Origin of the sequence: Francisella sp. XLW-1, from assembly GCF_008711455.1 — a bacterium.
Taxonomy (GTDB): domain Bacteria; phylum Pseudomonadota; class Gammaproteobacteria; order Francisellales; family Francisellaceae; genus Francisella; species Francisella salimarina.
The window spans coordinates 37,185-55,876 of record NZ_VXKP01000005.1 but is presented as its reverse complement, the minus strand read 5'-3'; the positions used below and the strand labels follow the sequence as shown (position 1 = coordinate 55,876).

Sequence of the window (18,692 nt, the reverse complement as noted above, 5' to 3'; positions counted from 1 at the left end):
TTCTTGATAAATACATTTCTATTATATACTGTAAATATGCTAATAATTTATAACGAATAATATGATTAAAGCTAAGTCTTATATTGATACTTCCCCTTCTGTCTATGGCAGATTCGCAACATTAGCGGCAGAACATAAAGCCCTTAACTTTACTCAGGGAGCTCCTGCATTTGATACTCCTGAATGGTTAATTGATAGGGCTAACTTTCATATGCAACATGCAAAAAATCAATACTCCCCAATACCAGGTACTATTACATTGCGTAATGCCATAATAACGAAAACTAAAAAATGCTATGATGCAGAGATAGGTATTGAAAATGTGGCTATTACAGCAGGAGCCCAAGAAGGCTTATTTACTTTAATATCTGCTTATATCGGACAAGGTGATGAAGTTATCATGTTTGATCCAGTTTTTGATACGTATGTTGGAGCTACAAAACTTAATCAAGGTAAATGCGTAAGACTGAAACTACTAGCAGATGGTAGAATTGATATCCCAGCTATTGCAAATGCAATTACAGATAGAACAAAACTTATTATCTTAAACTCGCCTCATAATCCTATGGGTACTGTGATATCAGAAGATGAATTCAAGGAAATTGCTAAAATAGTTAAAAATAAAAATCTTTTAGTAATTTCTGATGAGGTTTATGAACATATTTACGCAGGTGAAAACTTCACTAGTGCCATACAAATAGCTGAACTTAGAGATAAGCTCATAGTTCTTCAATCCTTAGGCAAAACTTATAATGTTACTGGATGGCGTCAAGGTGTAGCTATTGCTCCAGCTGAAGTTATAAAAAATATCTTAGCAGTAAAGCAATTTGCAACCTTCTCAGCAGTGCATCCATTACAGTTAGCATTAGCAGAAGGTATAATTGAACACCCTGAGTATTATGAAGATCTCAATAAACTGTATAAAAGACAGAATCAGCTTTTAAGAGAAAATCTGGAAGGAACTAGGTTTAAAGTTCTTGAATGGCATGGCTCTCCATTCCAGATGTTAGACTATAGTGATATTAGTAATGAGTTTGATGAAGATTTTGCCTCTAATTTGATCAAAGAATATGGCATTGGCCTAGTTCCAATATCGTCATTATTTGAAAAACCACAAAATGGACTACTAAGACTTTGCTTCGCTAAAAAAGATGATGAGATAATTAAAGGCGCAAAAATTCTTGCAAAGATATAAAAGTTTTTACTTCTTTAATGACAAATACTAGTCGTACTTGATATTTCCTTCAATAATTTGCACTTCTGCCGAAGACCTCATAGAATTTCCATTTTTACCATATTTGATAGCCAAGCTGGTACTTGTGTCAGATATTTTCTTTATATTTATTTTAATGGTATCTCTCGGATCATTTGGGTTTATACCCTCTAAAGTTGCTGTTTCATTAGTCTTCTTGTTAACAACAAGATTATAAGGAGCACCGCTAGTAGAAGTATAAGTTTCCCCTGCTTTTATTGATTGATATGCAGAACTATAAACTTTGTCAAAACTATATGGCATATTTACAATGTAATAACCCTCTACATATTTTATACCATTATTATTTTCGACGGTTGAACAGCCGGTAACAAAAGCAAATATAAGTATAGATAATAGAGCATAATTTCTTAGTTTTATAATTTTCATAATTTCCTCATATAGGTATCAAAATAAATTAGGATTATTATGTTATTGTGCTATTTATTTGTCAACAAATTATATTTTGTATATAGCATTTTATTCTTAACGATTATGAAAAATACTGCTAAACTCTCAGAAGATATCCTAACTCCGAATAAGGAACATATATGTCAAAACTAAAAGTTAGCATAATTCAATCAGATATTATTTGGGATGATAAGCAAGCAAATTATAGAACTATCGAGAATAAGATTGCAGATATCCATAAAGAAACTGACCTTGTAGTACTTTGTGAAATGTTTAACACTGGTTTTATAATGAATCCTACTAATGAGGCTAGCTCTGAAGAAGATATTATCGAATGGATGTATAATCAAGTAAAAGGTAAAAACTATGCAATTGTAGGTAGTGCTGCAACTTTTACAGAAAATAAAATTGCCAATAGACTTTACTTTGTAACTCCTGACAAGCAAGTTTTTACTTATGACAAGAATCATCTTTTCATACATGCTGGAGAAGATAAAAAATATACTAGCGGCAATAATCGTCAAATTATTAACTACAAAGGTTTCAACATATTGCTAACAGTGTGTTTTGATTTAAGATTCCCTGTATTTAATTGTAATAATAATGAATATGATGTACTACTAAATGTTGCTTGTTGGCCAGAATCTCGTCGTGAGCATTGGAAGTCATTACTAAAAGCAAGAGCAATAGAAAATCAAGCTTATGTTATCGCTTGTAATAGAGTTGGAAATGATCCTAACTTTAGCTATTCTGGAGATAGTATGATTATTGACTATAATGGAGATGTTTTAGCTCATGAAGAATATAAAGAAACTATACTAACAGCAACTTTAGATAAGAACAAACAACAAGAACATCGTGATAAGTTTAATTTTCTTGCATCACAAGATAAGTTTACTCTTCACCTCTAATCGACTTAGCAAGGTTTTGTAAAACAGCGTTGACGAATTTATATCCCTCTTCTGTCCCCATACTATAACAAATTTCAACATATTCTTTTATAATAACTTGATATGGATTTTCTAGACACTCTATCAATTCTGCTATAGCGACTTGAAGTACTGCATAATCAACATAATTTATAGACTCAACACCATTTTTTGAATTATCTTGTATATAGCCATCTATAGTATCTTGATTTTCTCTAACTGCATCTATTAATCTATAAAAAAGATCCCAGTCAGTATAGTGTCTCTCTGCATTATCTGCATAATATTGAGTTTTTAGTTCAGAAAATGTATGATCTGCAACCTTTTTTTGGTACAAAGCCTGCACAGTATATAAACGAGCGTTATTTCTAGCTCTAGCAGTAGTTTTCATAATTGTTATATAGATATAATTTATTAGGGAATTTTATGGTTCTAGATTATACATTATTAACAATAATATATATAGTTCTTATGAGTGATTAGTACTTTAAATTATAAGTTTTAGATATCATTATTATCCGATCTATTATAAAATGATTTTTGATTAAAACTACTTCTTGTAACTAGTGAGACTATTATGAAATTTAAGATTATATGTTTAATAGGAATAGTATTTATCCTTAACTCTTGCGTAAATAATACTAACCCTCAAGATGTTGGATTTGTAAAAACTCCCTATACTTCTGGAAATGTTTCTTTAACACTTAAAAAAGGTGTAACAACCAAAGATGAAGTCATAAATGCTTTTGGCTCTCCTAATATAGTTACTCAAAACGCAAATGGAGAATCAGTCTGGACATATCAGACAAATGCAACTGTAGAGAATAATGCGTCTAGAGATGGTTTTTTGACTCTACTGATAACCGGCGAAAATACACAAGAATCAGGATTCATGCAATCACAAAAAACTATGACTATAATTATCACATTCAAGGATAATATTGTCTCTAACTATAAATCATTATCAACTAACTTCTAGATGAGGCTTTTATAATATGCGTAAGAAATTTAGTCTTTTAGTTTACTTAGTTGTTTTAGCTTTATCAGGATGTATATCATCAGGACCACAGCAACCAAATTTAACACCTCTTCAAATTCAACTTATGCAAACAAAAGTTTTTAATGTTGATTTACGAACAGCTTTTGATGCTACAGTTACTGTTATGCAAAATCTCGGTTATATCATCCAAGATGCTAACTTCAATACCGGCATTATTACAGCTAAAAGTACTGAAAATGCTAATGGCTGGGGGCAATCTGAATATACTGAAGCTACAGCATTTATTCAACCTTATAGACAATCAACCAAAGACTCTAGCATTAGAATTAACTTTGTAGTTTATCAATCAACCCCTGATCCTAATCAAGGAGCTGCTCCAATAAACACTTCTTATGCTATCTTGGACCCTCAAGCATACGAAAATGCTTTTGCAAAAATCCAGCAACAAATCTTTGTACAAACAGGTATTTCTCCAGTATTAAGTCAACCTATTCAAAAAGTCTCTTAAATAGTTTTCTCTTTGGACTGTATTTTTGTCAAAAAATTTAGTTTAATACTTCTCAAACTATCATAGATGAATAAATTATGAGTAAATGGTGGCAAGAAATTGATCTAAAAGATATGAGTAAAGAGCAATGGGAATCCATTTGCGATAGATGTGGCCTTTGCTGTTTAAATAAGCTTCAAGATGATGAAACTGATGATGTCTACTATACAAAAGTTAGCTGTAAGCTTTTAGATATCGGAAAATGCCAATGCAGCATGTATGAAAAAAGAAAGCAGATTGTGCCTGACTGTATAAACCTAACATATAAACAACTTAAAAATCATGCCCATAAATGGCTACCTAATAGTTGTAGCTATAAGCTTTTACTACAAAATAAAGACCTACCTGACTGGCATCATTTAAACACGGGCTCAACTGATGAGATGCACAAACAAAAAAAATCTGCTAAGCATTTTGCTATTTCTGAATATGAGTTAGATGTTGATGAATATTTAGAAGACTTTATCATAAAAATAGATAACTGATTTTTAGTTTCTGATATATAATTCCTTACTCTTTACTAATTGGGCATTGTATGTCTGATTTATTCGAAATTAATCTTTTTTATGAAAAGATAATTAGTGATTATCTTAACAATGGGTTCTGCGTTATGGATAACTGGCTAACTAATGATGAAACTATTCAACTACGCAAAGAGCTTAATCATTTTTATGATGCTGATTGCTTTAAAAAATCCGCAATAGGTAATCGCTTGAATGAAAACTTAGAAAGATCAATACGTAATGACTTTATTTTTTGGTTAGATGAAACAAAACATGCCGCAACATTCTTTAAAAAGATAAATAGTTTTATTGACTACCTTAATAAAACGTGTTTTGCCGGAATTGTAACAAAGGAGTTTCACTACGCAGCTTATCCTAAAGGATCATTCTATAAAAAACATATCGATACCTTTCAAAATGATGATCGAAGAACGATATCTATAGTCTGCTATCTTAATGAAATTTGGAATGAATCTTTCGGTGGAGAGTTAAAACTATATCTTAATAATCAAACATTACAAATATTTCCAACTAATGGAAAAATAGTTCTCTTTGATAGCAAAACCATTGAACATGAAGTGTTACCTGTACTTACGAAAAATAAAAGACTTAGCATTACTGGATGGTTAAAAACCAATTAAATCGTATACTTAACACACAAACTTCTTGGCTAATTTGCACTACCACGTAATACTATTTTTGCAAAAATAGTCTCATATACGTTATAATGATTTAATTTTTAAATTATAAATCTTAAATAATGAATAATCTTTTAAAGTCTAAATTACTTATAATTTTAGCTATTTTCTCTTATTTTCTATTTTTGAATTTTTGCCAACCATTGGCTATGGATGATTTTTGGCGTGCTATTAATGATACTCTAGTAAATGGTACTTTTTTTCATTTTCTAATCCAAGATTATACAGGCTGGACGGGTAGAATATCTGCTCAAGCTTTAGTATATGCACTATTTTCAAAAAAATACTTAACATTATCATTGCTAACTATAAATACTATAAGCTCAATATCCATGAGCTTATTTATAATATTTATCTTTAAAATTGTGACTAGAAACAAGTATAGTCTAGCATCAAAAGATTTTATTATATATTCATTCTTCTTTGCTTTAATGTTCACATGGACAGGTTTCATAGGTCAAGTAATATGGAAAACTGCTGCTATACAATACTTATGGGGATATACAATCCTTATTGTTTTGTATTATTATTTAATAATCGAAAATAAAAGCTTCTACTTAATTAGCTTGTTAGGAGGCCTATTTATAGGCCTATATAATGAGCAGTTTGTTGCAGTACTACTCTTATTTTGTTTAGCATATTTTATTGAGAGAAAAATAAATAACAAAACTATAAACAAAGGGATTCTGTTTTTCTTGACAGGTCTTTTGATTGGAGGGGCTATTTTAATAGCTGCTCCAGGTAATTACGTTAGAATGGATCAAATGTCGAATGACCAAAACATTTCTCTTTTAAATCAGCTTCTTTACTTCATTCATATATTCAAATACAATTTATGGCCTCATACGATGATTATTGTATGGCTATTTATCCTATACTTTATTTTAGCCATTACTAATCAAAAGAACTCAAAAATTAGCGTATTGATATACTCACTAACATTAATTATATCAATTTTTATAATGGCTCCTCTTGCGACTAGTTACGGCTTACAGATTAGGCTAATGTTGATATACTACATAATCTTTTTTATTGCAGTGATGCAACAATTTTATGACAATCAGAGCATAGCAGTTACAACTATCTATAAAGCCTTCAAGAAAATTCATATCCTTTTTCTGATAGGTTTATTAATTATCATGGGAGTTATGGGAAGTGCATATTACTCAATTTATAAGTTTAATCAAAATAGACAAAAGCTTATTACAGAATTGCACAACAAAAATATAGAAAATATTACTATACCAACGTTCGAGCTTCATGGAGAAGCTCAACCATATGGTATAACTTTTGAAGCGATAACATGTGATAGCAATAACACAAATAACCAAGCTTTCGCAGCATTCTATGGCTTTAAAACAGTTAAAGCTGAAGATTGTTAATTAATAAAATAAATCACTGCTCCAAGCACAACCAACATAATAGCGAATAATGTTTGTAAGATTTTATCATTAAGTCTTTTTTTAAGTTTAGTAGCTATTAACATCGCAATTACACTACCAATTATAAACATACCAGCCACATACCAACTCATATGCTCTTCTTCGTAATGCGATATAAACCCAGATATAGATACAACAAATATTACTAATAAAGAAGTATTTATAGCTCTTTTAATTGGCATAGCTGTTATAAATACCAACGCAGGCACTATCAAAAATCCACCACCAACTCCAAAGAATCCAGTCAAAGTACCAACAATTGCACCACTTACTAATAATGCAGTAATACACTTCGGAGCGATACTCTCACATATTGATTTCTCAGCACCAGACATAACTTTTGCTTTTATCAAACTCCAAATACCTATTGTAATCATAAGTATAGAGAAGCTAATCATTAACACCTTGTCTGATAAGCCTTGAGATACATAACTGCCAATTGGAGCAAACATAACTCCTGTAGTAATCATTATTGCAGCAGCTAAATAACTAATATCATGTTGCTTATAGTTAACTACAAGACCAAAAATAGCTGTAAAGCCTACTACAAGAAGAGAAATAGGAACCGCAGTATGAAAGTCTAAGCCTACACCATAAGTGAGTAATGGAACAGCTAATATAGATCCACCACCACCAGTTAAGCCTAAAGCAATTCCACAAATAAATCCAAATATAATCAAAAACATATTACTCTTCTTCTATACCACATTTTAGGTTAGCTGGAACTGCGATATCTATATAATTTGGTGGAGGTAGTTTTAAATCATCCATTATCTTCGCGTACTCTTCTGGCGAGTTTACTTGTAGTCTTGGATTATTTCTTTTTTCCTCCGCAACACTACTACTAGTAACACCATTATAATCATGACCTGGATAAATAATTGTACTACCTGGTAAAGTCATAAGTTTAGTCATAATACTCTCATATGCAGCATAAGAATCACCATTTTGGAAATCAGTTCTACCCGAACCTCTAATTAGCAAAGTATCTCCAGTGAAAAGCATATTCTCTGTTATAAAACAGTAAGAGTCATCTGTATGGCCTGGTGTATATATTGCCTTAATCTGATAATTACCAAATGTTAGTATATCTCCATCAAATACTTTTTTAGTAGCACATTGAGCTGCACTCTCACCACCAAGTACTATATCACAGCCTGTTTCTTTTCTTAAAATACCCGCTGCTGTTACATGATCTGCATGAACATGCGTATCTACAGCATAAATCAATTTAAGATCAAGTTCTCTCAATAGTTTTAAATACTGTTGAACATTAAATCTTACAGGATCTATTATTATAGTTTCCCTAGTTTGCTCACAACCTAAAATATAAGTATAGGTATAAGTATCTCTATCAATTAGTTGTCTAAAAATCATAGTTCCTCCTAGATATATTATCTGTTCTAGTTTGTTTGAGTTATTGAAATACGACGCTCGCCTGTAATACGCTCAATAGTGCCATAATAATTAGAAATCATAGCATAACCACCTGCAATATTATAAACATCATAGCCATGATGTTGTAACATTAGAGTTACATTATATGATCTTTGACCTGACTGACAATGTACATATACCGGCTTAGTTTTATCAAGCTCTGACAATCTATTTCTAATCTCAGACATTGGTATATTTTTAGCACCTGCTAACATACCCTTAGATATCTCACCAAATTCTCTAACATCAATAATTTGAGCATTCTCAGCTAAAAGCTTTTCAACATCAGTAAATAGAACCTGTTTAAAATCTCCATTTAAAAGATTATTAGCAACATAACCAGTATGGTTAACTACATCTTTACCTGTTGAATATGGAGGAGCATAACATAACTCAAGATCTTGAAGATCTTCTACTGTCATACCCGCTTTGATAGCTGTTGCAAACACATCCGCCCTCTTATCAACTATACCTTTACCAATTGTCTGAGCACCTAGAAGTTTACCTGTGTTACTCTCAAACAATATTTTTGTAAATACATTTTGAGCATTAGGCATGATACTTACTCTATCAAATGGTGCTGTATATGCTACCTGATAATCGATATCTAAATTATGAAACTTAATCCAAGCTTCGTTTAAACCTGTTGCTGCGCCAGTATAGTCAAATATCTGAATGATTGATGAAGCAATATAGCCTTTGTTTACAATTTTTCTACCATTTATATGATCTGCAATCAAGCGACCTTGCTTATTAGCTGGTCCTGCTAACGGCAAATTAAAATCTTGACCTGTAAGAGCATTTTTAACCAATATAGCATCGCCTGCTGCATAAATATTTTTATCTGATGTTTGATAATTCTCATTAACAAGTATATGACCACTTTTAGCTAGATCAATACCTACATTTTTTAGAAATGCAGTGTCAGGAGCCACACCAATAGCCAAAACTACTAGATCCGACTTAACTTCTTTACCAGATTCAAGTAGAACCTTATCAGATTCAAAACCGACTACTTTTTCAGATAACATCAAATTTATATCATGGTCTAATAACTCTTTTTCTAGGTATTTGACCATTTCATAGTCAAATGGACGCATAATTTGGTTAGCCATCTCAACTATAGTTACATTAAAGCCTCTTTCTTTAAGATTTTCTGCAACCTCAATACCAATGAAGCCTGCTCCTATAACTGTCACGTCTTTGACAGATTTTTCACTATCAAAAACAGCTTTATGGATTTTTTTGACATCGACAACATTTCTTAATATGAAGTGATTGATTGTCTCAAGACCCTTAAAAGGAGGAACTATCGGCTTAGCACCTACAGCTAACACTAGCTTATCATAACTTTCAGTATACTCTTCTCCAGTTATGTTGTTTATAACAGTTACAGTTTTGTTTGATTTATCAACACTAACAACTTCCGAATTTGTACGAGCCTCAATATTATATCTTGTATCAAACTTTTCAGGCGTCATTAAGATTAATTTTTCAGCTGGTTCGATATGCCCACCTAAATGATAAGGTAAACCACAGTTAGAAAATGATACGTGTGGTCCTTTTTCAAACATTACTATCTCTGCTTTATCATCAAGCCTTCTTAGCCTTGCAGCTGCTGATGCACCTGCAGCAACACCACCAACTATGAGATATTTTTTAGCCATTACTGAGCTCCTCTAGAAATATTATATAAAGTGTTATTTTCTTTTATTATATGGTAAAAATTCTAACATAACTGCTAAACCACATGTGCCTGTTAACCCAGCAAATAAAAGTCCTGCACCAAAGAATCCACTCAAAATTGCGAAGTATTGTGATACTGTAAACGAAAGCACTACACCCAACAATACCATAAAACCAACTATTATCTGTACTTGACGCATTATTGGTAGAGGTTCTTTAACATTTTTTTTTGTAGGTTGTTTGTGTTGTTTCCAAGCATTCAAGCCACCTTCTAACAAATATACTGCTTTTGCATTTAGATCTTTTACTTTAGTTGCTGCCTGATTAGTTCTGTTACCAGACTGACAGTGAAGTACTACAATCTCATCAGGTTTAATATCTGCATCATATATTTCATCAACTGTTATATTTTCAGCACAATCAATACACTCTCTGTTATGTTCACCTGTTGTTCTGATATCTATTAATCTTACTTTTTCTTTTTCTTGTAATTCCAAAAAGTCTTTAACTGAAATATTTTTTACTTTACTCATATTTGCTCTCCTTTATATTATTAAGCTACTTCTAATTTAGTTATTACTAATATTTTATTCAAATTTTTTAATTGTTATCATCACCACAATATATGCCATATAACGCTTCTAATATTTTAGTTACTGCAGGGTCATTTAAACTATAAAAAACTGTTTGTGATTCTTTCCTAGTCTTAACAAGTCCCTCTTTCCTCAAAACAGACAAATGCTGAGAAAATGCTGACTGACTAAGATCAGAAAACTCCGCTAACTGCCCAACACTCATTTCATGTCTTAGTAATAAACAAAGTATCAAAAGTCTAGATTCATGAGATATTGCTCTTAATAAAGACGAAGCTTTGTTTGCATTATCTTTCATTTGTATCAAATCCATAGTTATGATCAATGTTTGTTAATTTCTAGCTATATATTAGCAAATTCTAATTTAGTAATCAATGATATAATTCAGTATATAGAAAATAATTAGCTTGATTTTTTCTTGGTAAAGAAAATACTACTTACGAAACTAATTACTATTATCAATACGATAATAAGTAAACCACTATTAAACTTATGCCATTCATTATGAATACTAGTATCATATAGCCATCTTGAATAAGGCGAAGATTGATTAAAATAGTGTACAACCCTTGTTTCACCAATGATATATCCCGTCAATGGTTGTATAATCATTCCATTAAATAGATAAGCAAATGTTAGCACTAATGAATTAGCTAATGGTCTTATTGAAAACTCTTTGAACAGTAGCTGAATTTCTTGGAATGCTAGCATAGCTCCTCCACACCCAACACCATACAGAAAATTAAACAAGAAAGCCATTTCAAATCCCAAACTTCTATTTGGCCATCTTATATACATAATTAAACAAAGAAAAATGAGTGTAATCAAACTAAAACATATAGCTGTAAGTCTATTATTTTGGTATCTTGATACCAAAAATCCAGCAATAATTCCTCCTGTTGCAACTCCTATTGGTACCAAACCATTCATCATGATAGCTGTATCATGAGGTACACCAAACACCTTCATTTCATAGGTGACATTATATAGATCTGCAAATGTCAAAATTGATCCAAACAAACCTGTAAAGTAAAATGATGCTAACCAAAAATTTCGTTTTGAAAGAATACTCCATATTCTAGATATTACTGGTTGTTGTAGATCACTGTCACTCGTAGTTCTTGTCTTATGAGGTAACAAGATACTAAGACCAATAGTACAGATAATAAACATTACTGCAAGAATATCAAAAACATAAGTATATGAATATTGACTCAAAGCCTTACCTGCAAATAGTGCCAACATACCTGCAAAAATGTTAGCAATACTCTGACTCAAGGATGAAAAAAATGCAAATTGATGATCTGAAAAATTAGTCTGCACAACATAAAGCACTCCTACAAATGTACACCCCAAACCCAAACCAAGCATTATCCTTGCAACTACCAGTAGCTCAAATACGGTAGTGTGTGCAAACAAAAGTGCGCCCAAAGCAGATACAAATGCTGAACTACTAAGCAATAATTTAGGTGATAACTTATTTATTAATACCCCAGCACACACTTGAGAAAGAGCAAATACTACAAAAAAAACTCCTGATAATATTGACAGATTAGTATCTGTCAAATGATTATCCAATCTTATTGATAACGCATAAGTCCCAAATAATACAGCTGAAAAAACACTCATTGTAAAAAACAACTCTGTAATAGCCCAACGCGTATAATTTATAGCTCTCATAGATATTCTCCTTAGGTACAAACCTACAAACAAATAATTAAAAATATGCCATCTACAAATAAGATACTACACTATTTATAATTATTGATTTAACGTTTTGTAATGTGAATTAGTTAATAATCGTAATTAATGAACTTTGCTTCCATATATATATGTAGCATCAATTAAACGATCATCTCCTAAAGAAATAACTGAGAATAAGTAGTCTTGAAGATTATATGCAGATTCAAGTCTATATTTAAGTAGAGAATTATTGTCAGTATTAATAACTATAAAATCAGCTTCTTTACCTTTTTCTAAGCTGCCAATTTTATCGCCTAAATCTAGCGCTTTTGCACTACCTAGAGTAGAAGAGAACAGGCGTATCAAAGTTTCAAGTTTATAGGAGTTTAATAATGCAGCCTTATAAGCATCATCCATTACACGAAGCATACTTAGAGTATTACCTGCTGCCCAGTCAGTAGCTAATGTTAGCTTGATATCTTTTTCAATGGCCGTTTTGTAGTCAAAATGACCGCTGCCAAGGAAGTTATTACTAGTTGGGCAACTTGCTATAACAACACCTTGATCTTTCATTCTATTCCATTCACTATCTGACAAGTGGATACAGTGTCCTAAAATAGTTTTATCCGTAATTAATGAATAGTTCTCATAAACATTTAGATAATCCTTAGCATTTGGATACATCGCTAAAGTATCTTTGATTTCATTTAAATTTTCGCTTAAATGTGTTTGTACATAAACATCTTTATGCGATTGCATGAACTCTTTGCATAAGTTAAGAGTTTCATCATCACAGCTAAGAGCAAATCTTGGGGTAAGAGCGTAACTAGCACGTCCTCTATTATGCCACTTATTACAAAGCTTCTCAGAGATTTTCATACTGGTTTGAGCATCTGTAATTATTTCTTTATTACCTTGAGTCATAATAGTATTTCCAAGCACTACTCTCATATTATATTTTTGAGCTATTTCAAAAACTATATCTGTACCGTCATAAGCACTTGGAGCGTATCCACATATAGTTGTAGTTCCACTCTTAAATAATTCTTTGAAAAGTATATCAAACTCCTTATGAGCTAAAGAGCTACTGTTAAAGCTAGCTTCACTTGGAAAAATATATCCATCTAACCACTCTAAAAGCTTTTCGCCATAGGCACCTACAGCTTTTGTTTGAGTTGTATGCATATGTGTATCGATAAGTCCTGGCATAATTAATTTACCAGAGTAGTCTATCAACTTATCATTCTCACCTATGTTAATCTTATGAAAATCGTTAACCTCAGTTATCAAACCATTTTCTACAACAACTGCACCATCTCTTAGAAATGTATAGTCTTTTGAATCAGAAAATAAGTTGTCAACCTTATGACCTAATAGTGACTGAAGCGTTGCATTTTTGTTGAATGTAAAGATACTTGCACGATATATTTTTTTCATAATTATTATCCTCTTGTTGATTTATCGTTATTTAAACTAAATAAATCCATTCGGGTCAATTGAGGATTATATAACCAGCAGATAAGCACCGGGCCTAATTGAATTATCTAACCAAATAGACAAACACCATGATTATATTTATATGAAATTGAGAAGTCAATTATTTTAAAAAAAATTTTTAGATTTCTTATTAGCCATAAGTACTAATCTCACCTTTATCAACTACCTTTGAAATATTGTAACCATTATCAAATATAACCAAGTTCGCTATATATCCGGACTTTATCTTCCCTAATAAACTCCCTAAATTAATCGATTCTGCTGCATAAGTGGACGCCATTCTTAGTGCCTCATCAAGAGGTATAAAAGTATTCTCAACTGTATTTTTAACCGCACCCATCATTGTCAAAGCAGATCCGCCCAAAGTCCCATCAGCTGTAGTTAGCTTACCATTTTTGTGATAGACAACCGCACCTTCAAAGACAAATTCTTCCATATCTGTACCTGCTGGAGCTGCTGCATCTGTTACAAGGATTAATTTTTCTTTGAGTAACTTCTTAGCAACTTCTAATGATGAATAGTCTAAGTGAAACCCATCAGCGATGATTCCAGCATATACATTTGATGAGTTTAGGACTGCACCTATAGCACCAGGATTTCTACCTTGATATCCACTCATAGCATTATACAAATGTGTTGCCATAGTTATACCTGATTCAATGCCATTAAATGCTTCTTCATAAGTTGCATTTGTATGACCCAAAGAAACAGTTATTCCAGCATTAGCTAGTTTCTTGATAGTGGATGAATCACAAACTTCTGGAGCCAGGGTCAGAATTTTCACACAATCAGCATACTCTATTATTGTATCTATAATTTTAGAATCAGGTCCTCTAACATGATCAATATTATGAACCCCTTTTTTAGTTCTGCTAATATAGGGACCCTCAAGATGAAGACCTGGAATATTATATTGATATTTATCTTTATAATCCCTCACCAATTTCAATGCTTTTAAGATATTTTCATCAGAAGTTGTAATCAATGTTGGCAGCACTGTTGTTGCCCCATATTTCTTTGAAGACTCAAATATGCCTTTTAGACAATCCTCACTGACATCATCATTTAGAAGAAACCCTCCAAAACCATTTACTTGCAGGTCAATGAATCCTGGTGCAATATTCTCACCTTTTAAGTCTATAATTTCATAATCTGAATAATCCTTTATATTAGAATTATGGATTATATCTTGAATAGTTTGGCCATTCATAACAACAGAATGATTATCCAATATTTCTAGTCCACTATATATTTTACAATTTGTGAGGATTTTCATCTACTTCTCCCTATATCTAATAAAAAACATTTGCTCAATAGCAATAAAATAACTGAACCATTTTCTTATACAATCTCTAAAAGACTTTCCTAAACTCTTCGGCATAATAAACCTTCTGATCTTTTAACTGATCCAATTTATTCGATAAATCTAACACCATAAAAACATCTTCGGGCACATCATATTCACACTTTATTTTATATGTTGTAGTAGACTTAAAACCAAATTTTGGATAATAACTAGGGTGCCCTAAAACAAATATTGCATCAATACTATTTACTCTAGCTTCTTTTATCATCATCTCTATAAGCTTAGTACCTATCCCCTTATGTTGATATTCAGGTGCGACAGACATTGGAGCCAATCCATATATTTTTAGATTAGTAGATTTTTCCGTTGTCATTTTTGAAAGAATTGCTTGACCTATTATATTGCCGTTATCAGTCTCAACAACTAAAGATATTAGACTTTGATGGTCAGTATGTAAAAGTCTAACTAATCTCTCTTCATCTTTGGTATCAAATGCTTCAGATATTAGGTTATATATCTGTTCTTGATCCTTTAAAGTTTCATATCTTATTTTTACGTGCATACCCTAATCTCCAATAACTAGATCACGCGTTGAACGAATTTCTAAATTTAGAAATTTACCAGATTTTTTAAACTTACCAAATACTGCAAACTTTGCTCTCTTACCTTTATCAAAATCAAGATACTTAATCTGACTAGGTACCACAAATATTGAAAACCTAGAGTCTTGATCTGCCTTAAAAAACAATTTTTTACTTTCTCCAATATCAGATAATGTAATCCCCGCAATACCATAGATCAAGCAGTGTTTGTTGTTAAGTACATTAGTATCGATAGAATCTAAATCAAGGATATTAATAGTTAAAATATCTTGTCTTGAATACTCTCTAATACGATTTTCCGTAAGTTGCTGCTTCTTTTGTGGCATCAGATTAAGCTCTTCTTCTTTGTTAAGCTTGCCATCATTCTCTAGTTTAGTAACAAGATTTATACATTTTTCTAAATTCTTATTTACTAAAAAATTCAACTTACTCATGTCTTTTTTTGAATCACTTAAAACTAATTCTTTAATTTTTTCATCCTGAATTGGCTTAGCAACCCTTGGACAGAGCTCATCATGTTTTTGGTCTGCCACAAAAGCAAAGTATGGTTCTTGATCAGCTTTACGTACTATTTTTAGTTTAGCTTTGCCACAATCTGGACAAAAAATATTATCAAAATGGAGTTTGCTGTTATACTCACTAGCTTTTATGAACCCTCTTTTATATCTAGCTATTTTCACTTTTTATCCCTAAATCTTTTCAAAAAGAATATCTGATATTGGATGATCGAGGTTCTGACCTCGCTTTTCAAATTTTGTCAAAGGTCGCCATTCTGGTCGCGGTGCGAATCCATCATATAGATTTTTGTATTTATCATCATTTTCAAGAAGTTCTAAAACTTCCTCTGCGTATGGTAACCAATCACTAGCATAATGAAACACACCACCTATTTTGAGTTTTTTAGCAAATAAATCAACATTTGATTGATTCACTAATCTTCGTTTATTATGCTTTTTCTTATGCCATGGATCTGGAAAATATATCTGCATTCCTGACAAAGAATCATCAGATATCATATTTTCTAATATTTCTACAGCATCATGACTCATAACTAAAAGATTAGATATGTTTTGATGCTCAATTTCATAGAGAATATTACCAACTCCTGCTTTGTGAACTTCAATCCCTAAATAATTTTTTTTAGGATTTTCTAGAGCCATTTGTACTAATGATCCACCCATTCCAAAACCTATCTCTAATACTACATCATTAGAATTTTTAAAGATTTCAGAGAAGTCTAAACTTTTATTTTGATCATATTCAACCATATATTTAGATGCATAATCATCAAGGGCTTGTTGCTGCTTTTTTGTCACTCTGCCAGCTCTTTGGACATAACTTTTTATCTGGCGTAAACTTTCTTTAGAATTATCACTCATTTTTCTAGATTTATTGCAATTTTATTACTACTATTCTATCGCAAGTAAAACAAAAATAAGAGTATAACTGTGCTAATCTTTTTAACAATTCTAGCTTTACAAGTAAGTTGTCTTGTATTACCTGGTCCTGACTTCTTTGTAACCATAAGCAACTCTATCAAATTTGGACATAGATCAGGAATATATACCGCATTTGGCGTTGCTAGTGGAATTCTTCTAAATACTTTTATAGTCTACTGGTTTGGTTCATTCCTCCTTTATAAACAGCCATTACTGTTCAAAGCATTAATACTTCTAGGTGTCATTTATCTTGCGTACATAGCATATAACTTATACAAGAATATTTTTACAAAACAACAATTAAACCCTAATGCAAATGAGCATATAAAAAACCTTGATAATTTTGATAAGCCTACTAACATTAAACTTTTCTTGAACGGTGCTTTCACAAATCTTGCTAATGCTAAGGTACTGGTTTTCTTTAGCTCGATGCTTAGTTTAGTTGCTCAACTTCCAAGCTTTGGCAAAATTGCTGTCTGGATTGCTATAGCTCTAAGTACATTTATTTGGTTCGCAATTGTTGCTACTTTCTTTGGTAACAATAAACTTAGGCAAGTGTTTTTTAGAAACATCAAAAAAATTGAATTTGTGTCTGCTATTTTTATAACTATTTTTGTAGTAATTATATTAATTGAGCTTTTTTAGAATAGAACTTTACTCCAACCTAACTTTTCTCTTAGAGTATCATAGTAATTATAATCTTTAGTATGCAAGACAGTGACTTTTTTCTGCGCTTTTTGAATAGTTACTTTCTGATGTGATCTTAAAATAGTATCATGTCTACCATCAATGCTTAAAACAGGTTCTGGGTCATTGTAATCTGTTATATAAATATCTATAACACTTGTATCTGATATAACCAAAGGTCTACTATTTAATGAATGAGAGCATACTGGCACCAAAACCACACTACTTTGATTAGGATTCAAAATAGGTCCACCGGCTGACATTGCATGTGCTGTTGAGCCTGTTGGTGTAGCAACAATAAGTCCATCACCTCTTTGATCAAAAGCATATCGACCATCTATATAGACCTTCAAACCAAACATCAACCCCCTACTAGAAGTTATAGCAATTTCATTTAATGCGATAGACGCCTCTAGAGGTGCACGTAAATTATCATCAACACGACATTTCAGCATACTCATTTTGGTAACTGAACTGTCCCCTTTTAATATAGCATCAAGGTCTCTTCTTAAGGCATTATTATCTGCAGCAAGAGTTGTTAAAAAACCAAGCTTACCCTTATTTACACCAATAACAGGAATATTGCTATATAATGCTAAAACTCTAGATGCTTTAAGAAAATTACCATCTCCACCAACAACGATAGCAACATCACATACCAAAGCTATCTCTTTTAAGCTTGCGGTTGTAATATTTTCCAAAGTCGTATCAGATGCAGTTTCATCCTCTACCACCACATCTAGATTTTGTTGCTGTAAATAAGCATGTAGGATCTCTACTGTTTGACTTACTTCTTCTTTATAATGCTTACCGATAATAGCAACTCTACTATATTTATAGATCATACTCATATATTTAAACTGACATTAACTGTGATTATACCAAAATACCTACTAGCACCGAAAATCTTTAACCCAATATTTATAATACTAATAGGTTAACGTACAATAGCCATCAAATATAAGTTGCTCAAATCTGTT

The 18,692-nt window shown here is 31.7% G+C and carries 22 protein-coding genes; 8 read left to right on the top strand and 14 right to left on the bottom strand.

The genetic code is table 11. The features are described from left to right. Positions 1-61 precede the first annotated feature (61 nt). The gene (locus F3D59_RS08540; RefSeq protein ID WP_150464542.1) at positions 62-1,195 is read left to right on the top strand and encodes an aminotransferase class I/II-fold pyridoxal phosphate-dependent enzyme; all 1,134 of its coding nucleotides are present in this window, start codon (positions 62-64) and stop codon (positions 1,193-1,195) included. Positions 1,196-1,222: 27 nt separating this feature from the next. Here the strand turns inward: F3D59_RS08540 and F3D59_RS08535 are convergent, their stop codons facing one another. Beyond that, a complete protein-coding gene (locus F3D59_RS08535) occupies positions 1,223-1,642 on the bottom strand; it encodes a DUF3568 family protein (protein WP_150464541.1) in 420 nt (139 codons plus the stop codon). Positions 1,643-1,803: 161 nt separating this feature from the next. Between F3D59_RS08535 and F3D59_RS08530 the strand changes: the two genes are divergently transcribed. Beyond that, positions 1,804-2,574 carry an amidohydrolase gene (locus F3D59_RS08530; RefSeq protein ID WP_150464540.1) on the top strand — a complete coding sequence of 257 codons (771 nt, stop codon included), beginning with the start codon at positions 1,804-1,806 and terminating at the stop codon, positions 2,572-2,574. Here F3D59_RS08530 and nusB read toward each other — a convergent pair. After that, positions 2,558-2,983, bottom strand: a complete 426-nt coding sequence (nusB, locus tag F3D59_RS08525; protein ID WP_150464539.1) for a transcription antitermination factor NusB — start codon at positions 2,981-2,983, stop codon at positions 2,558-2,560. The genes F3D59_RS08530 and nusB overlap by 17 nt on opposite strands. Positions 2,984-3,169: 186 nt before the next feature. On the opposite strand from nusB, the gene F3D59_RS08520 reads away from it, so the two are divergent. The 5 genes from F3D59_RS08520 to F3D59_RS08500 all read left to right on the top strand — a co-directional run bounded on the left by F3D59_RS08520 (position 3,170) and on the right by F3D59_RS08500 (position 6,722). Then, a complete protein-coding gene (locus tag F3D59_RS08520) occupies positions 3,170-3,571 on the top strand; it encodes a hypothetical protein (protein WP_150464538.1) in 402 nt (133 codons plus the stop codon). 16 nt (positions 3,572-3,587) lie between these two features. After that, the gene (locus F3D59_RS08515; RefSeq protein WP_150464537.1) at positions 3,588-4,100 is read left to right on the top strand and encodes a hypothetical protein; all 513 of its coding nucleotides are present in this window, start codon (positions 3,588-3,590) and stop codon (positions 4,098-4,100) included. Positions 4,101-4,177: 77 nt separating this feature from the next. After that, positions 4,178-4,624, top strand: coding sequence for a YcgN family cysteine cluster protein (locus F3D59_RS08510; RefSeq protein ID WP_013922700.1), 447 nt, complete (start codon positions 4,178-4,180; stop codon positions 4,622-4,624). Between the two features lie 50 nt (positions 4,625-4,674). Then, positions 4,675-5,283: a 2OG-Fe(II) oxygenase gene (locus F3D59_RS08505; RefSeq protein ID WP_150464536.1), complete on the top strand. Its 609-nt coding sequence runs from the start codon at positions 4,675-4,677 to the stop codon at positions 5,281-5,283. A 119-nt stretch (positions 5,284-5,402) separates the two neighbouring features. Beyond that, complete coding sequence (locus tag F3D59_RS08500) at positions 5,403-6,722, top strand: DUF6056 family protein (RefSeq protein ID WP_224721180.1); 1,320 nt, start codon at positions 5,403-5,405, stop codon at positions 6,720-6,722. Here F3D59_RS08500 and F3D59_RS08495 read toward each other — a convergent pair. The 11 genes from F3D59_RS08495 to trmB form a co-directional block, all read right to left on the bottom strand. Next, positions 6,719-7,468: a sulfite exporter TauE/SafE family protein gene (locus tag F3D59_RS08495; protein WP_150464535.1), complete on the bottom strand. Its 750-nt coding sequence runs from the start codon at positions 7,466-7,468 to the stop codon at positions 6,719-6,721. The two genes, F3D59_RS08500 and F3D59_RS08495, sit on opposite strands and share 4 nt — an antisense overlap. Before the next feature lies 1 nt (position 7,469). Next, entirely contained in the window at positions 7,470-8,159 is a 690-nt protein-coding gene (locus F3D59_RS08490; RefSeq protein ID WP_012280662.1) for an MBL fold metallo-hydrolase, read from the bottom strand. 26 nt (positions 8,160-8,185) lie between these two features. After that, positions 8,186-9,886 (bottom strand): FAD-dependent oxidoreductase, encoded by a 1,701-nt coding sequence (locus tag F3D59_RS08485; protein WP_150464534.1) that lies wholly within the window; start codon positions 9,884-9,886, stop codon positions 8,186-8,188. A gap of 33 nt (positions 9,887-9,919) precedes the next feature. Beyond that, complete coding sequence (locus F3D59_RS08480) at positions 9,920-10,438, bottom strand: rhodanese-like domain-containing protein (protein ID WP_150464533.1); 519 nt, start codon at positions 10,436-10,438, stop codon at positions 9,920-9,922. A gap of 67 nt (positions 10,439-10,505) precedes the next feature. After that, positions 10,506-10,811 carry an ArsR/SmtB family transcription factor gene (locus F3D59_RS08475; RefSeq protein WP_150464532.1) on the bottom strand — a complete coding sequence of 102 codons (306 nt, stop codon included), beginning with the start codon at positions 10,809-10,811 and terminating at the stop codon, positions 10,506-10,508. An 89-nt stretch (positions 10,812-10,900) separates the two neighbouring features. Beyond that, positions 10,901-12,178 (bottom strand): MFS transporter, encoded by a 1,278-nt coding sequence (locus F3D59_RS08470; protein ID WP_150464531.1) that lies wholly within the window; start codon positions 12,176-12,178, stop codon positions 10,901-10,903. Positions 12,179-12,304: 126 nt separating this feature from the next. Further along, complete coding sequence (gene guaD / locus F3D59_RS08465) at positions 12,305-13,618, bottom strand: guanine deaminase (protein WP_150464530.1); 1,314 nt, start codon at positions 13,616-13,618, stop codon at positions 12,305-12,307. Positions 13,619-13,808: 190 nt separating this feature from the next. Next, positions 13,809-14,954 carry an N-acetylglucosamine-6-phosphate deacetylase gene (gene nagA / locus F3D59_RS08460; RefSeq protein WP_150464529.1) on the bottom strand — a complete coding sequence of 382 codons (1,146 nt, stop codon included), beginning with the start codon at positions 14,952-14,954 and terminating at the stop codon, positions 13,809-13,811. 76 nt (positions 14,955-15,030) lie between these two features. After that, positions 15,031-15,546 (bottom strand): GNAT family N-acetyltransferase, encoded by a 516-nt coding sequence (locus tag F3D59_RS08455; protein ID WP_150464528.1) that lies wholly within the window; start codon positions 15,544-15,546, stop codon positions 15,031-15,033. Positions 15,547-15,549: 3 nt separating this feature from the next. Further along, the gene (locus F3D59_RS08450) at positions 15,550-16,266 is read right to left on the bottom strand and encodes a hypothetical protein (RefSeq protein WP_150464527.1); all 717 of its coding nucleotides are present in this window, start codon (positions 16,264-16,266) and stop codon (positions 15,550-15,552) included. A 9-nt stretch (positions 16,267-16,275) separates the two neighbouring features. Beyond that, the gene (trmB, locus tag F3D59_RS08445) at positions 16,276-16,965 is read right to left on the bottom strand and encodes a tRNA (guanosine(46)-N7)-methyltransferase TrmB (protein ID WP_150464526.1); all 690 of its coding nucleotides are present in this window, start codon (positions 16,963-16,965) and stop codon (positions 16,276-16,278) included. Positions 16,966-17,034: 69 nt separating this feature from the next. Between trmB and F3D59_RS08440 the strand changes: the two genes are divergently transcribed. Beyond that, complete coding sequence (locus F3D59_RS08440; RefSeq protein ID WP_146420677.1) at positions 17,035-17,670, top strand: LysE family translocator; 636 nt, start codon at positions 17,035-17,037, stop codon at positions 17,668-17,670. Here the strand turns inward: F3D59_RS08440 and F3D59_RS08435 are convergent. Then, positions 17,667-18,557 carry an NAD(+)/NADH kinase gene (locus tag F3D59_RS08435; protein ID WP_150464525.1) on the bottom strand — a complete coding sequence of 297 codons (891 nt, stop codon included), beginning with the start codon at positions 18,555-18,557 and terminating at the stop codon, positions 17,667-17,669. The genes F3D59_RS08440 and F3D59_RS08435 overlap by 4 nt on opposite strands. Positions 18,558-18,692 lie beyond the last annotated feature (135 nt).

Coding starts and splice junctions, on each gene's coding strand:
- F3D59_RS08540 (WP_150464542.1), top strand. CDS start 62: ATGATTAAAGCTAAGTCTTATATTGATACTTCCCCTTCTGTCTATGGC.
- F3D59_RS08535 (WP_150464541.1), bottom strand. CDS start 1,642: ATGAAAATTATAAAACTAAGAAATTATGCTCTATTATCTATACTTATA.
- F3D59_RS08530 (WP_150464540.1), top strand. CDS start 1,804: ATGTCAAAACTAAAAGTTAGCATAATTCAATCAGATATTATTTGGGAT.
- nusB (WP_150464539.1), bottom strand. CDS start 2,983: ATGAAAACTACTGCTAGAGCTAGAAATAACGCTCGTTTATATACTGTG.
- F3D59_RS08520 (WP_150464538.1), top strand. CDS start 3,170: ATGAAATTTAAGATTATATGTTTAATAGGAATAGTATTTATCCTTAAC.
- F3D59_RS08515 (WP_150464537.1), top strand. CDS start 3,588: ATGCGTAAGAAATTTAGTCTTTTAGTTTACTTAGTTGTTTTAGCTTTA.
- F3D59_RS08510 (WP_013922700.1), top strand. CDS start 4,178: ATGAGTAAATGGTGGCAAGAAATTGATCTAAAAGATATGAGTAAAGAG.
- F3D59_RS08505 (WP_150464536.1), top strand. CDS start 4,675: ATGTCTGATTTATTCGAAATTAATCTTTTTTATGAAAAGATAATTAGT.
- F3D59_RS08500 (WP_224721180.1), top strand. CDS start 5,403: ATGAATAATCTTTTAAAGTCTAAATTACTTATAATTTTAGCTATTTTC.
- F3D59_RS08495 (WP_150464535.1), bottom strand. CDS start 7,468: ATGTTTTTGATTATATTTGGATTTATTTGTGGAATTGCTTTAGGCTTA.
- F3D59_RS08490 (WP_012280662.1), bottom strand. CDS start 8,159: ATGATTTTTAGACAACTAATTGATAGAGATACTTATACCTATACTTAT.
- F3D59_RS08485 (WP_150464534.1), bottom strand. CDS start 9,886: ATGGCTAAAAAATATCTCATAGTTGGTGGTGTTGCTGCAGGTGCATCA.
- F3D59_RS08480 (WP_150464533.1), bottom strand. CDS start 10,438: ATGAGTAAAGTAAAAAATATTTCAGTTAAAGACTTTTTGGAATTACAA.
- F3D59_RS08475 (WP_150464532.1), bottom strand. CDS start 10,811: ATGGATTTGATACAAATGAAAGATAATGCAAACAAAGCTTCGTCTTTA.
- F3D59_RS08470 (WP_150464531.1), bottom strand. CDS start 12,178: ATGAGAGCTATAAATTATACGCGTTGGGCTATTACAGAGTTGTTTTTT.
- guaD (WP_150464530.1), bottom strand. CDS start 13,618: ATGAAAAAAATATATCGTGCAAGTATCTTTACATTCAACAAAAATGCA.
- nagA (WP_150464529.1), bottom strand. CDS start 14,954: ATGAAAATCCTCACAAATTGTAAAATATATAGTGGACTAGAAATATTG.
- F3D59_RS08455 (WP_150464528.1), bottom strand. CDS start 15,546: ATGCACGTAAAAATAAGATATGAAACTTTAAAGGATCAAGAACAGATA.
- trmB (WP_150464526.1), bottom strand. CDS start 16,965: ATGAGTGATAATTCTAAAGAAAGTTTACGCCAGATAAAAAGTTATGTC.
- F3D59_RS08435 (WP_150464525.1), bottom strand. CDS start 18,557: ATGATCTATAAATATAGTAGAGTTGCTATTATCGGTAAGCATTATAAA.